Genomic DNA, 13,521 nt, shown 5'->3' on the forward strand with positions numbered 1-13,521 from the left:
CACTCTCAACACCCCGGTCTCTGGAAATCCGGGGCGGTCCTCGTCGGCTGGCGCGTCGCCCGCCGTCGATAGCGGTCATGTACTGGGGCTTGTCCGCCGCCTCAACCCCCTTTGTGGCCCGCCGGCAAACTTTTTTCCCGGCGGGTCGGAGAGGGTTTCCGCGGAGGTCAGCTCTCCTCGTCGTTCTCGATGTCGCCGTCGATGAGGTCGGCCACGTCGTCGTCGCCGGTGTCCTCCTCCTCGAGGAAGGTGTCGTCGGCATCGTCGTTGCTGTCGCCATCGACGTCCTCGGTCGTCGTATCGGCGTCGTCCTCGGCCGCCTCGACCTCGTCGAGGGACACGATCTCCGGCCCGCCCTTCTCGGCGTCCGTATCCTCGTCGTCATCGGCCGGGGCCGCGGAAGCCCGGGCCGCCAGGGCCGGAGCGGCGCGGCTGGAGGCGGCGGCGACCTGGTAGATCGTTCCGCATTTCGGGCAGGTCGGCGGGTCGTTGTCGAGGTCGTAGAACTTGGCGCCGCAGCTCATGCATTGACGCTTCAAGCCGAGTTCCGGTCTGGCCACGGGCGAACCTCTAGTACGTGCGATCTTTTGGGAGAGGCGCCCCGTTAGTCGCGTGGGACGCTCCTGTCAAATTCCCTTGAGAATCGTGGGCGTTCCATGCCTGCTTCCGGCTTTCCACGGAGGTTTTCCAAGCTCAGGCGGCCGGGATGTGCCCCCATCGGATGACGGCGGCGGCGACGCATGTTAACCGGCCCCATGAATTCACCGGCCCCTGAGACCTCGGCGCCTGCGTGAAGCCCGCAGGTGCCCCAGCGCCCAGCCGAAAAGTCGACGCCCGTGTCCCACGATTCCACGCCGCAACCTCTGACCGCCCATGCGGGCCTGCCTCTGCAGGGCAGCCTGCGTCCGCCGGGGGACAAATCCATCTCGCACCGCGCGATGATCCTCGGCCTCCTCAGCATCGGCGAGACGAATGTCGAGGGCCTGCTCGAAGGCGACGACGTGCTGCGCACCGCTGCCGCCGCCAAGGCCCTCGGCGCGGACGTGGAACGGGTCGGCGAAGGACGCTGGCGCCTGCGGGGCGTCGGTATCGGCTGCCTGAGCGACCCTGAGGACGTACTCGACTTCGGCAATGCCGGAACCGGTTCTCGCCTGATGATGGGCGTCGTCGGCGGCCAGCCCGTCACCGCGACGTTCGATGGCGATGCTTCCCTGCGCAAGCGGCCGATGCGCCGTATCCTCGACCCGCTGGTCCGGATGGGGGCCGAGGTGGTGAGCGAGGAACCGGGCGGCCGCGTGCCGCTCACGCTGCGCGGACCCCGCGAGGCGATCCCGATCACCTACGAGACGCCGGTGGCCTCCGCCCAGATCAAGTCGGCGGTGCTGCTGGCCGGGCTGAACGCCCCGGGGACCACGACGGTGATCGAAGTGGCCGCCACCCGGGACCATACGGAGCGGATGCTGCGCCTGTTCGGCGCCGAGGTGACGGTGACGCCGCACGGGCCCGACGGCCATGGACGGACGATCACCCTCACGGGCCAGCCTGCCCTGCGCGGAACCAAGGTTGTCGTGCCGGCAGACCCGTCCTCGGCGGCGTTCCCCCTGGTGGCGGCGCTGATCGTCCCGGGCTCCGAGGTGACGCTGGAAGGCGTCATGATGAACCCCTTGCGGATCGGACTGATCACCACCCTGATCGAGATGGGCGCCGATATCGAGCGGCTGCGCGAGCGGGACGAGGGCGGCGAGACCGTCGCCGACCTGCGCGTGCGGGCGAGCCGCCTCAAGGGCGTCGACGTGCCGCCGGAGCGGGCGCCCTCGATGATCGACGAATACCCGGTGCTCGCCGTGGCGGCCGCCTTCGCCGAAGGCACCACCCGGATGCGCGGACTGCACGAATTGCGGGTGAAGGAATCCGATCGCCTGACGGCGGTGGCGGACGGGCTGAGCGCCAACGGCGTCGCCTACGTCGTCGAGGGCGACGATCTCGTCGTGCATGGCACCGGCGAGCGGGCGCGGGGCGGCGGCACGGTGGCGACCCATCTCGACCACCGCATCGCCATGGCGTTCCTGGTGATGGGGCTCGCCACACGCGAACCGGTCACGGTGGATGACGGTGCGATGATCGCCACGAGCTTCCCGAGCTTCCTGCCGACGATGCAGGGTCTCGGCGGCCGGATCGAGGGTTGAGCGCGATGCCGATGGTGATCGCGATCGACGGACCCGCCGCCTCGGGCAAGGGAACCCTGGCCAAGCGGCTGGCCACCCATTACGGCCTGCCGCACCTCGATACGGGCTTGCTGTATCGGGCCGTCGCCCTCACGGTCATCGATGCCGGCCGAAACCTCGACGACCATCAGGCGGCTGCGCGGGCGGCCTCCAGCCTGATCGCCGACCGGCTCGCCGATCCGCGCCTGCGCGAGCGCGCGATGGGCGAAGCGGCTTCGCGCATCTCGGCAGTGCCCGCCGTGCGGGCGGCCCTCCTCGCCTGGCAGCAGCGCTTTGCCGGCAACGCCGCCGGCGCGGTGCTGGATGGACGGGATATCGGGACCGTGGTCTGTCCGAACGCGCAGGTGAAGCTCTTCATCACGGCGGCTCCGGAGGAGCGGGCGCGGCGGCGCCACCTCGAATTGCTGCGGCGGGGCGAATCGGCGAGCCTCGGGGCCATCCTGGCCGACATCGTGGCGCGGGACGCGCGGGACGCACAGCGCTCGACGGCGCCGCTGAAGGCGGCCGCCGACGCCGTCATCCTCGACACCACCGACCTCGATGCCGACGAGGCCTTCGCGGCCGCCCGCGAGGTCGTGGATCGCGCCCGCCCGCACTGAGCGGCCGGGCCGACACGACCTCGCCGACGCGCTACCATCGTGAGGAAACGCCTCGCCGGGGTTCTACCGGCGAGGCGGGCGGATCAGGCGCGCTGATCGATCGGGGTGTATTCGCGCTTGTCGGGACCGATGTAGAGCTGGCGCGGCCGGCCGATCTTCTGCGAGGGGTCCTCGATCATCTCGGCCCACTGCGCGATCCAGCCAGTCGTGCGGGCCAGGGCGAACAGCACCGTGAACATCGAGGTGGGGAAGCCCATCGCCTTCAGGGTGATGCCCGAGTAGAAATCGATATTCGGGTAGAGCTTCTTCTCGATGAAGTAGTCGTCCTTTAGGGCGATCTGCTCTAGCTGCACCGCGACCTCGAGCAGCGGATCGTCCTTGATACCGAGCTGTCCGAGCACCTCGTGGGTGGTCTTCTGCATGATGCGCGCGCGCGGATCGTAGTTCTTGTAGACGCGGTGGCCGAAGCCCATGAGGCGGAACGGATCGTTCTTGTCCTTGGCCTTGGCCACGTACTTGGCGACGTTCTCCGGATGGCCGATCTCCTCGAGCATCTTCAGGGCCGCCTCGTTGGCGCCGCCATGAGCGGGTCCCCAGAGGCAGGCGATGCCGGCCGCGATACAGGCGAAGGGGTTGGCCCCCGAAGAGCCGGCGAGGCGAACCGTCGAAGTCGAGGCGTTCTGTTCGTGGTCGGCGTGCAGGATGAAGATCCGGTCCAACGCACGGGCGAAGATCGGATTGACCTTGAACTCCTCGCAGGGCACCGCGAAGCACATCCGCAGGAAGTTCGAGGTGTAATCGAGGTCGTTCTTCGGATACACGAACGGCTGGCCGATCGAGTACTTATAGGCCATCGCAGCGAGGGTCGGCATCTTGGCGATCATCCGCATCGAGGCGACCATGCGTTGCTGGTCGTCCGAGATGTCGGTGGAGTCGTGATAGAAAGCCGAGAGCGCGCCGACGCAGGCGACCATAATGGCCATCGGGTGCGCATCGCGGCGGAAGCCCTGGAAGAAGCGGTTCATCTGGTCATGCACCATCGTGTGGCGCGTGATCCGATAGTCGAAATCCGCCTTCTGGGCCGGAGTCGGCAACTCGCCGAACAGCATCAGATAGCATGTCTCGAGGAAGTCGCCGTGCTCGGCGATCTGCTCAATGGGGTAGCCGCGGTAGAGGAGAACGCCCGCATCGCCGTCGATGTAGGTGATCTTCGACTCGCAGGAGGCGGTGGAGGTGAAGCCGGGGTCGAAGGTGAACTTGCCCGTCTTCGCGTAGAGCTTGCCGATGTCGATGACGTCCGGACCGATGGTGCCGGTCTTGATCGGAAGCTCGACGTGGTTGTCGCCCACGGTGATCGTGCTGGAGGCGCTCATGGAGACCTGGACCCTTTCGTGGCAGCGGGGCGGCGGCGGCCCGCGTGGCGATGCAATCGACCACCCGGGTCCGGGGTGCAAAGACAGCGCATGCTGCACTTGCTCACACGAGCATGGGGGTAGCGGATCGGCGGACCGTCATCAACCGACGGCCCGTCTCACCTCGTTGTCGAAGCGAAATCCGGGCCGATTTGTCATTCCTCCGCGCGCATCGACCGAGAGAATCTGCACTTTTGTGCGCTGCGGCGTCAGGCGATCCGATCGCGCAGGCGACCGAGACATTCCTCGCGGCCGAGAACGGCCATCACGTCGAAGACAGGCGGCGAGGTTGCGCGCCCGGTGAGCGCCGCCCGCAGAGGCTGCGCGATCTGGCCGAGCTTCAGTCCGTTGGCCTCCGCGAACTGACGGACCGCGCCCTCGGTGGCCGAGGCCGTCCACGCCGGCAGCGACGCGAGGGCGGGCAGGAGAGCGCCGAGGCGGCCGCGGGCCTCGTCGCCAAGCAGACCCTTCGCCTTGTCGTCAAGCACGAGGGGCCGTGCGGCGGTGAGGTAGTAGGCGCTGTCCAGGAGTTCGACGAGGGTCTTGGCGCGCTCCTTCAAACCGGGCATCGCGGCGGTGAGGGTTTCGCGGAGAGCGGGGCTCATGGGCACGGTGATGCCGCGCGCCGGGCCGAGAGCCGGCAGCACGTCGTCGATCGCCGCCACAAGGTCCGCGTCGGTCGCGCCACGGATGTAGAGGCCGTTGAGGTTCTCGAGCTTGGCGAAATCGAACCGCGCCGGCGAGCGGCCGATCGCCTTCAGGTCGAAGGCGGCGATCATCTCTTCGGTGGAGAACACCTCCTGGTCGCCATGGCTCCAGCCGAGACGCACCAAGTAGTTGCGCAGCGCGCTCGGCAGGTAGCCGAGGTCGCGATAGGCGTCGACGCCGAGCGCACCGTGGCGCTTCGAGAGCTTGGCCCCGTCGGCACCATGAATCAGCGGGATATGCGCCATGGCAGGCGCCTCCCAGCCGAGGGCATCGTAGATCTGGCGCTGACGCGCGGCATTGGTCAGGTGGTCGTCGCCGCGGATGACCTGGGTCACGCCCATGTCGTGGTCGTCGACCACCACCGCGAGCATGTAGGTCGGGTTGCCGTCCGAGCGCAGCAGCACGAGGTCGTCGAGATCCTTGTTCTGCCAGACGACGCGCCCCTGCACGCCGTCCTCGACCACCGTCTCACCGTCGGTGGGCGCGCGCAGGCGAATCACCGGTTTGACGCCTGCCGGCGCCTCGGACGGGTCACGGTCGCGCCAGCGGCCGTCATAGCGCAGTGGCCGCCCCTCGGCCCGGGCGGCCTCACGCATGGCCGTCAATTCCTCGGGCGTCGCGTAGCAGCGATACGCGTTGCCGGAGGCCAGCAGGCCCTCGGCGGCCTCCCGGTGACGGGCGGCCCGGGCGTACTGGTAGATGACGTCACCGTCCCAATCGAGGCCGAGCCAGCGCATGCCGTCGAGGATCGCGTCGATCGCGCCTTGCGTCGAGCGTTCACGGTCGGTGTCCTCGATGCGCAGCAGCATGCGGCCGCCGAAATGGCGGGCATAGAGCCAATTGAACAGGGCCGTGCGGGCCCCGCCGATATGGAGGTAGCCCGTGGGCGAGGGCGCGAAACGCGTGACGACGGCTGACGACATCAATCTGGACTTGATTTGCTCGTGAAACGGGCGGGAGGCGGATCGACCGGCCCGGAACCGCGCGTGTAGCATGCGCGGAAGCAAGCGTTAAGAAATCGTCATGTTCCAAAGATCGCAGGGCGGATCGGCGGCTGCGGGGCGCGGGCTTGCGGGCAGCAGCCGAAGGAAGACGCGATGGTGCAGGCACGCGCGACGGCAGCGATGGGGCGTCTCACCCGCCGCTTCGCCGCGCGTCGGCCGGGCGCCGAGGTCGTCCTCGCCTGGCTCCGCGCGGGCTGGACGCGCGAGATCGAGCAGCGCCGGCTCTTCGCCTGGCTCGCGGTGGCGTTCGGCTGCGGCATCCTCGTCTTCTTCCTCGGGACACAGGGCACTCCGTCGCTGGTCGCGCCGCTCGTCGCCGCGGCGTTGCTGGCCGCGACGACTCCGTTCCTGGGGGATCGCCCCGTCGGACTCGCCCTGGTCCTCGCGGCCATTGCGGCGTTCCTCGGGTTCGCTGCGGCGACGGCACGGGTGCAGCGCGTGACCGGTCCGATCCTGGCCCGCACGACGATCGCCCCCCTTGTCGGCACCATTGAAGGCCTGGACGAGCGTGAAGAGGGTGCGCGCCTGATCATTCGGGTGGAGAGCTTCGGCACCCTAGGGGCCGAACTCCGCCCGGCCCGGGTGCGCGTCTCCTATCGCAAGGCGAACACCCTGAAGCCGGGCGATCGTATCGCCGCGACGGCGCGCCTGCTCCCACCCCCGGAAGCGGCCCGGCCGGGTGGCTACGACTTCGCGCGCGACGCCTTCTTCCGCGAGATCGGCGCTGTCGGCTCCCTCGTCGGGAAGGTCGAGGTGCGTCCGGTGGCCGAGACGACCGATCGGCAGATCCGTCTCGCCGCCGCCGTCGATGCGGCACGGAATGCCCTGACACGCCAGATCACCGACGCCAATGGCGGACAGGCCGGGGCGGTCGCGGCGGCGTTGGTGACCGGCAAGCGGGGACTCATCAACGGGGAGACCAACGACATCCTGCGGGCCGCGGGCATCTACCACGTGGTCTCGATCTCGGGCCTGCACATGGTCTTGGCGGCCGGGGTGGTGTTCTGGCTCGTGCGGGCGCTGCTCGCCGTGGTGCCGTTCGCAGCGCTGCATTGGCCGATTAAGAAGATCGCGTCCGCCGTCGCCATGGTGGGCGTGACGGCCTATTGCGTGTTTTCCGGATGGGACATCGCCGCCGAACGGTCGCTGATCATGACCCTAGTCATGCTCGGCGCGATCCTGGTCGACCGGCCGGCCCTCAGCATGCGCAATCTGGCGATCGCCGCCCTGATCGCACTAGCCCGCGAACCGGAGGGCCTTCTCGGACCAAGCTTCCAGATGTCGTTCGGAGCGGTCGCCGGCCTGATCGCTTGCGCGCCATTGATCGCGGGGAGCGCCCTCGGTCGCGATGGCGCAGGCTGGCTGCCGCGCCTGTTCGCCCTCGTCACGACGGCGATCCTCGGGACCCTGGCAACGACGCTCGTGGCCCAGATCGCCACAGCCCCCTTCGCGACCTATCACTTCCAGACGGTGCAGCCCTTCGGACTCGTGGGCAACGCGCTCACCCTGCCGCTCGTCTCCCTGGCCGTGATGCCGTCGGCGGTCCTCGGCATTCTCGCCTATCCGTTCGCGCTGGATCAGCCGGTCTGGTGGGCGATGGGCCTCGCGGTCCGTGGTATGCTGACCATCTCGACCTGGATCGCGGGATTCGGGAACGCGGTTCTGGTGGTGCCAGCCTTCGGCGCCGGTCCCCTCGCGCTCATGGCCTCGGCGCTGATCATCCTGACCCTGCCGGCCTCGTCACTGCGCTGGCTCGGTCTCTGCCCGGCAGCAATCGGCGTCGTCCTCGCTACCTTTCCGGAGCGAAACGATATCTACATCGATCGCGAAGGGGCAGGCGGAGCCATCCGCGAGCGCAACGGGCAACTCGCGATCTTCGGCCGCCCACCGCCCTTCGTACTCGGCCAATGGCTCAAGGCCGACGGGGACGGACGCCGGGCGGAAGAGGTCAGTGCCTTCCGAGGCGCGCTGTGCGATGGCCTCGGCTGCACCCTGACCACGCCGGATGGACGCAGCCTTGCCCTCGTCAACGACAAACGGGCGCTTCCGGAAGATTGCGCACGCACCGAGATCCTGATCACTCGGCAAGCCGCGCCACCCGGCTGCGGCGCCGCGTTGATCCTTGATCGGCACTTCCTGACGGCGCACGGTGCGACGGCGATCCGCCTCGCCCGAGATGGACCCATCGTCACCACGGTCAAGCGTCCCGGCGACAGCGTGCCGTGGCGGGCGACACCGCCGAGGAAGGAGGACAACCTCTCGCCCCCTCAGGCAGACCCTTCACCGAATCGAAAGGCGCCCGAGCGCGAGCTTCTGGACTCCGATCCGCCCGGCGACGAACCGAGCGACGGGATTCTTCAGTAACGACGAACGAGGCTGACCAGACGCCCCTGGATCTGGACCCGGTCCGGCCCGAGCACGCGCGTCTCATAGGCCGGGTTCGCCGCTTCGAGGGCGATGGAGGAGCCGCGTCGGCGCAGGCGCTTCAGGGTCGCCTCCTCATCGTCGATCAGAGCCACGATGATGTCGCCCGTATTGGCCGTGTCCTGCTTGCGGATGACCACGAGATCGCCGTCCAGTATGCCCGCCTCGATCATCGAATCGCCGCGCACCTCGAGGGCGTAGTGCTCGCCACCAGCCAGGAAATCCGGTGACATCGTCACCGAGTGGCTCTGCTCCTGAATGGCGGAGATGGGCGTACCGGCCGCGATCCGGCCCATCACCGGGATGGTCACCGCACGCCCGCTCTCGTCGGTGGCCTGCGTCGTCGGCAGGCGGGAGACCGCGGCACCGGCCGGCAGACCCTTGCCCTTGCCGCCCTCGACCACGCTCGGCGTGAAGCGGCGGACCTCGGGTGTAGGAGCGACACGCGGGGCACCGGCGCTCCCACCGAGGCTCTCCGGCATCCGGATGACTTCGATGGCCCTTGCCCGGTTCGGGAGACGACGCAGAAAGCCGCGCTCCTCCAGCGCCGTGATCAACCGATGGATGCCAGACTTCGACTTGAGGTCGAGAGCGTCCTTCATTTCGTCGAAGGAGGGGGGAACGCCGCTCTCGCGCATCCGGAGCTGGATGAACTGGAGCAGGTCCAGCTGCTTACGCGTCAACATGCGGGACACTCTTCGTTGGCGCCGGGGATCGCGGCGAGCGGCATCAGAAACAAAACACGAACACGTTAAACGTTCCGTAAGTGTTCTGCAAGGGTTCCTGCCGAAAGCGCGGGTAGCCCGACGATTGTTCCGGCGAGGACGGGTTTCGCGGACGCCGCCGACCGCCATTTTGAGGGGATCGCTCAGGGTGAATGAGCGCCGTCGAGATCGAATCGAGGTCGGCGCGGTCCAGGCGAACGGAACGCGAAGTCCGCTATCGTTTCCCGCTGCGTTCCGCCTTCGATGCGGCGTCGGTTCCGGAATCGGTGGGACCGCGGGGGTCCTGCCAGAAGGTATCGAACAGCCGCTGCATGGCGCGTGCGTTCTCCTGCTGTACCTCGAGGCCCGTCTGGAACATCTGCTGCATCAGGTCGAAGGGGGCATCCGAGGCCGCCTTGTCCGGCACGGCGGGCGTGGGAGCCGTGAGCCGGGGCTGCGCAGGGCGCGACCGCGCCTGAGGAGCGGGCGGTGTCGGGCTGGTCGCGTTGCCGCCGGACTTCAGGAAAGCCTCCATCATCTGCGACCAGGCATTGGGGGCGAAGCCGAACGGGTTCGCCTCGGCGCGCGGGGCCGGCGCAGGCGATGGAGTCTGATTGATCATCACGTGGACGATTCCGGCCACCACCATGCCGGCCATGACGGGCAGCATCTGCTTTAGGGCCGGCATCGCCACGCCGCTGACTGTCGCGGCCTGCTGCAGCACCGCCTGGCTGAGATGCGTCGACCCGAACAGCTGCTTGACCAGCATGTCCATCGGCGGCGTCGCGCTCGGTGCCGGGGACGCGGTCGGACCGACGAGGTTGAATAGGTGGGCGAAGCCTGTCGGATCGTGGGCGACGTTGCGCTGCAACCCCATGGTCAGGGCCGGCAGCAGCGCCTCCATCGCGCGCAGGCTCTGTTCCGGCGAGAGCCCAAATTGCCGTCCGAATCCCTGCGCGTTGGCGCCCGCCTGCGCCTGGAGGATGTCGAACAGATTGAACATGGCGGCCTCGCGGACGAACAGCGGTTTTCCCGGTTATCGACCCGGGTGTACCGCGCGAAGTCTGTCGCATCCGATGAGCACTGACCAGCCCGAGTGCCTCACGGCTGCCCGATTCCACGCCGAGGCCCGGCGGCATCAACCTGTTTCTTGCCCAGGACACGCCGATGCGCTTCCCCGCGCCCCTGATCGAGGGCCGTCTCGTGCGGCGCTACAAGCGGTTCCTCGCCGATCTGGAGTTGGCCGACGGGACCCTCGTGACGGCTCACTGCCCCAATCCCGGAGCGATGCTGGGTCTCGCCGTTCCGGGCGCACGAGCCCTTCTGTCCGAGGCGCGGAGCCCGACCCGCAAGCTCGCCTATTCCTGGGAGCTGGTTGAGGCAAACCTGCCGGGCGGCCGGCAATGGGTGGGCATCAACACGATGCGACCGAACGCTCTGGTGGCGGAAGCCTTCGCCGACACCACCCTACCGGCGCTGGCAGGCTATTCGGGTCTCCGTCCGGAAGTCCGCTACGCACAGGCGAGCCGGGTCGATTTCTTCGCCACAGGCGAGGGGATGCCCCCCTGTCATGTCGAGGTGAAGAACTGCCACCTGATGCGAAGCCCGGGCCTCGCGGAATTTCCCGATTGCGTCGCCGCCCGCAGCGCTCGCCACATGGCGGACCTCGCCGGCGTCGTGGGAGCCGGCGGCCGCGCCATGGTTGTGATCGTGGTCCAGATGTGGGCGGAGCGGTTCGACGCGGCACGGGACCTAGACCCCGCCTTCGACCGGGCGTTCCAGGCCGCCCGATCGGCCGGTGTCGCGGTGCATGCCTATCGCTGCCGGATCGATCCCCAGGGGATCACCCTCGCGGATGCCATTCCGGTCCTGTAGCGCGCCCTCGTCAGGCGGCGCGCTCGAAGATCAGGTTCAAGCGCGTCCGGGCGATCCGGCGATAGCCGTGCTGCTCCAAGAGGGCGGGCAGGTCGATCTGCCACTGATCGGTGCCATTTTCGACGATCAGCAGCAGCGGGTGGAGCGCGGCGGGAGCGGCCCGCAGGAACGGCTCCAGGATCAGGTCCTCGGCCCCCTCGACGTCGAGCTTCATCGCGTCGATGCGCTCGATGCCCTCACCGCGGGCGAGATCGAACAGGGGCACCGCCGGCACACGGATCTGTGCCCCTTCGTTCGTTCCGACGATCTTCAGGCTCGATTCGCCCCGGTTGCGGGGATCGACGAACAGCGTGAGTTCACCGGCCTTGTCGGCGACGGCGCAGGCCACCGCCTTGACCGTCCCAAACGGGTTCTGGCCGATGTTGTAGGTGAGGCGGTCGAAGACGTCCGGCTGCGGCTCCACCGCGAGGATGCGCGCGCGCGGCCCCGCGAAGGCCGCGACGAACAACGCATAGGCCCCGATATTCGCGCCGATATCGAGGAAGGTGCAGCCGGGCTGGAGCTTCGCACGCAGCAACGCACGCTCTTCCGGATCGAAGAACTGCGGGGTGAAGAGCACCTTCTTCTCGCAGTTGTTGTTGTAGGGGTAGAGCCGCATACGAGCGCCGTAGCGCTCCACGTCGAGGGGCGCCCCCTGCAGAAGGCCGATCGCCACCCGTCGCAGAAACAGGGCGAGGCGCCGGCCGGCCCAGCTGGCATAGGAGATCCGCCCGGTCTGGCGGGCGATGCGGGCGACGAGGCCGGTGGGAGCGTAGGTGCCGTAGGGCTGGGTATCTTTCATCGTGCCTGCTGATGCCAGCGCGCGCGCGCGGCGGCAAGCGAAGGCGACACGATCGAACGGCGGAGGACGGCTCGCTTGGACGGGGAGCATTCCGAAGCGTCGACCTTCGGACGATCGTCGAAACTGGCTTCGACCGTTTCCGGGCATCGCCGCGACAGGCGAGGAGACCGGCTGGACTGAATTTCGGTGCTCCGACCTGTTCCATTGTGGCAACACCACGACGCAAACCCAGCACCTCAGGCCGGAATTGCCTCAAAAGTAGGCGCCTGCACAAAGGATAGCTTTGCCGTAGCGGGGAACCTTTGAGAACGTCACCGCAACGCAGATCCTCCCGCAGAGTTCCCATGGCCATGCACCGCTCGCTCCTCGCCCTCTCCGCCGTCCTGATGTCCTCGGTCTGCGCCTTCGCAGCCGACATGCCGGCGAAGGTCCTGGCCGTTCCCGCCCCGCCCGCACCGTGCAAGGCCGAAATCACCTTCCCGGCCTATGGCGGCTTCATCAAGCAGAACCCGAACCCGTCCTGCCTGACGCTCGGCGCGTTCGGCGACATCTATGTGGGTGGTGCGGTGACGGGCTACGCCTACACGCAGTCGAACCCATTCTCCGGCATCATCGCTCCCCCCGGCGTCCCCGCCGATCGCAGTGGGCGGGTCGACTTCTCCAACCTGATGGGCTTCGTCCAGAAGGCGGACGGTCCGTTCCAGTTCTACGCCGCCTTCGGCGCCTACACGATCCCGGGCCTCGGCCTGCCGGTCTACGGCACCTTCGACCAGACGGACCTTCTCTACTCGCCGGTCCCGATCGCGTTCGGCAAGTACGTGATCAACGACAACTGGTCGGTTCAGGGCGGCCGCATGCCGACCCTGATCGGTTCGGAGCTGCCCTTCACCTTCCAGAACCTGAACATCTCGCGCGGCCTCCTGTTCAACCAGGAGAACGTGATCAACCAGGGCGTGCAGGTGAACTACAGCGACGGCCCGCTGTCTGCTTCGTTCGCTGCGACTGATGGCTTCTACTCCGGCGAGATCAACTGGGTCACAGGTGCGATCACCTACAAGCTCGACGCTGCCAACACGATCGGCATCAATGGCGGCACGCATTTCAGCAGCTACAACGCGTCGGCGCGCAGCCTGCGCTTCCAGTTCGCAACGCCGCTTTCGGTCCAGAACAGCAGCATCATCAGCGCCAACTACACCTATGCCGACGGCCCCTGGATCGTGACGCCCTATGTCCAGTACACCAACGTCGAGCGGAACGCCGTCCTCGGTCTCCTCGGAGCGGAAACCTTCGGCGCGGCATTACTGGCCGGCTACGCATTCACGGACAATTTCTCGCTGGCCGGCCGCGTCGAGTACATCACCCAGAGTGGCAATCGCTCTGACCCGTTCGGTCGGACCCCCGTCCTCTACGGCGCCGGCAGCTCGGCCTTCTCCTTCACGGTGACTCCGACCTTCACCTTCGACCGCTACTTCCTCCGCGGCGAATTCTCGACCGTGCAGCTCTACGATATCGCGCCCGGTGCCGGCTTCGGCCGCAGCGGCCTGAAGACCTCGCAGGAGCGCTATATGATCGAGACCGGTATCACCTTCTGATCCAATCGGTCGGTCCGGTTCGACGACATGCGGCGGCGGGGCAACCTGCCGCCGCTTTCATTTGCGGGGGCACGTCAGGCAGGGGCTTCCGTCGGCACGTCCGGCGGTTCAAGGAAGCAGGATCATGCCCCGACCGA

The 13,521-nt window shown here is 67.9% G+C and carries 11 protein-coding genes; 5 read left to right on the forward strand and 6 right to left on the reverse strand.

Annotated features, from left to right (window positions below; translation table 11 throughout):
- Positions 1–167: 167 nt before the first annotated feature.
- Positions 168–560, reverse strand: a complete 393-nt coding sequence (locus tag AC3WLN_RS03620) for a TIGR02300 family protein (protein ID WP_463780110.1) — start codon at positions 558–560, stop codon at positions 168–170.
- A 276-nt stretch (positions 561–836) separates the two neighbouring features.
- Here AC3WLN_RS03620 and aroA point away from each other — a divergent pair, with 276 nt between their 5' ends.
- Both aroA and cmk read left to right on the forward strand, forming a co-directional pair.
- Entirely contained in the window at positions 837–2,186 is a 1,350-nt protein-coding gene (gene aroA / locus AC3WLN_RS03625) for a 3-phosphoshikimate 1-carboxyvinyltransferase (protein ID WP_492479598.1), read from the forward strand.
- Between the two features lie 5 nt (positions 2,187–2,191).
- The gene (gene cmk, locus AC3WLN_RS03630) at positions 2,192–2,824 is read left to right on the forward strand and encodes a (d)CMP kinase (RefSeq protein ID WP_492479698.1); all 633 of its coding nucleotides are present in this window, start codon (positions 2,192–2,194) and stop codon (positions 2,822–2,824) included.
- A gap of 83 nt (positions 2,825–2,907) precedes the next feature.
- Here cmk and gltA read toward each other — a convergent pair whose 3' ends face one another.
- Complete coding sequence (gene gltA, locus AC3WLN_RS03635) at positions 2,908–4,197, reverse strand: citrate synthase (RefSeq protein WP_108037393.1); 1,290 nt, start codon at positions 4,195–4,197, stop codon at positions 2,908–2,910.
- Between the two features lie 248 nt (positions 4,198–4,445).
- Positions 4,446–5,867, reverse strand: a complete 1,422-nt coding sequence (gltX, locus tag AC3WLN_RS03640) for a glutamate--tRNA ligase (protein ID WP_492479601.1) — start codon at positions 5,865–5,867, stop codon at positions 4,446–4,448.
- A gap of 174 nt (positions 5,868–6,041) precedes the next feature.
- Between gltX and AC3WLN_RS03645 the strand changes: the two genes are divergently transcribed.
- Positions 6,042–8,312 (forward strand): ComEC/Rec2 family competence protein, encoded by a 2,271-nt coding sequence (locus tag AC3WLN_RS03645; protein WP_492479603.1) that lies wholly within the window; start codon positions 6,042–6,044, stop codon positions 8,310–8,312.
- Here the strand turns inward: AC3WLN_RS03645 and lexA are convergent.
- Positions 8,306–9,058 (reverse strand): transcriptional repressor LexA, encoded by a 753-nt coding sequence (lexA, locus tag AC3WLN_RS03650; protein WP_492479605.1) that lies wholly within the window; start codon positions 9,056–9,058, stop codon positions 8,306–8,308. The two genes, AC3WLN_RS03645 and lexA, sit on opposite strands and share 7 nt — an antisense overlap.
- A 253-nt stretch (positions 9,059–9,311) precedes the next feature.
- Entirely contained in the window at positions 9,312–10,079 is a 768-nt protein-coding gene (locus AC3WLN_RS03655) for a DUF937 domain-containing protein (protein WP_492479607.1), read from the reverse strand.
- Between the two features lie 164 nt (positions 10,080–10,243).
- Here AC3WLN_RS03655 and sfsA point away from each other — a divergent pair, with 164 nt between their 5' ends.
- On the forward strand, positions 10,244–10,951 hold the full coding sequence (sfsA, locus tag AC3WLN_RS03660; RefSeq protein WP_492479609.1) for a DNA/RNA nuclease SfsA: 708 nt from the start codon (positions 10,244–10,246) through the stop codon (positions 10,949–10,951).
- A 10-nt stretch (positions 10,952–10,961) separates the two neighbouring features.
- Here sfsA and AC3WLN_RS03665 read toward each other — a convergent pair whose 3' ends face one another.
- Positions 10,962–11,792: an FkbM family methyltransferase gene (locus AC3WLN_RS03665; RefSeq protein ID WP_492479611.1), complete on the reverse strand. Its 831-nt coding sequence runs from the start codon at positions 11,790–11,792 to the stop codon at positions 10,962–10,964.
- Positions 11,793–12,136: 344 nt separating this feature from the next.
- Between AC3WLN_RS03665 and AC3WLN_RS03670 the strand changes: the two genes are divergently transcribed.
- Complete coding sequence (locus AC3WLN_RS03670; protein ID WP_492479613.1) at positions 12,137–13,384, forward strand: outer membrane beta-barrel protein; 1,248 nt, start codon at positions 12,137–12,139, stop codon at positions 13,382–13,384.
- The last annotated feature ends 137 nt before the right edge of the window (positions 13,385–13,521 follow it).

It is taken from the genome of Methylobacterium sp. FW306-05-D (assembly GCF_058782155.1).

Excerpts from the sequence above, each read along its gene's own strand:
- cmk (WP_492479698.1), top strand. The coding sequence starts at position 2,192 with ATGCCGATGGTGATCGCGATCGACGGACCCGCCGCCTCGGGCAAGGGA.
- gltA (WP_108037393.1), bottom strand. The coding sequence starts at position 4,197 with ATGAGCGCCTCCAGCACGATCACCGTGGGCGACAACCACGTCGAGCTT.
- gltX (WP_492479601.1), bottom strand. The coding sequence starts at position 5,867 with ATGTCGTCAGCCGTCGTCACGCGTTTCGCGCCCTCGCCCACGGGCTAC.
- AC3WLN_RS03645 (WP_492479603.1), top strand. The coding sequence starts at position 6,042 with ATGGTGCAGGCACGCGCGACGGCAGCGATGGGGCGTCTCACCCGCCGC.
- lexA (WP_492479605.1), bottom strand. The coding sequence starts at position 9,058 with ATGTTGACGCGTAAGCAGCTGGACCTGCTCCAGTTCATCCAGCTCCGG.
- AC3WLN_RS03655 (WP_492479607.1), bottom strand. The coding sequence starts at position 10,079 with ATGTTCAATCTGTTCGACATCCTCCAGGCGCAGGCGGGCGCCAACGCG.
- sfsA (WP_492479609.1), top strand. The coding sequence starts at position 10,244 with ATGCGCTTCCCCGCGCCCCTGATCGAGGGCCGTCTCGTGCGGCGCTAC.
- AC3WLN_RS03665 (WP_492479611.1), bottom strand. The coding sequence starts at position 11,792 with ATGAAAGATACCCAGCCCTACGGCACCTACGCTCCCACCGGCCTCGTC.
- AC3WLN_RS03670 (WP_492479613.1), top strand. The coding sequence starts at position 12,137 with ATGGCCATGCACCGCTCGCTCCTCGCCCTCTCCGCCGTCCTGATGTCC.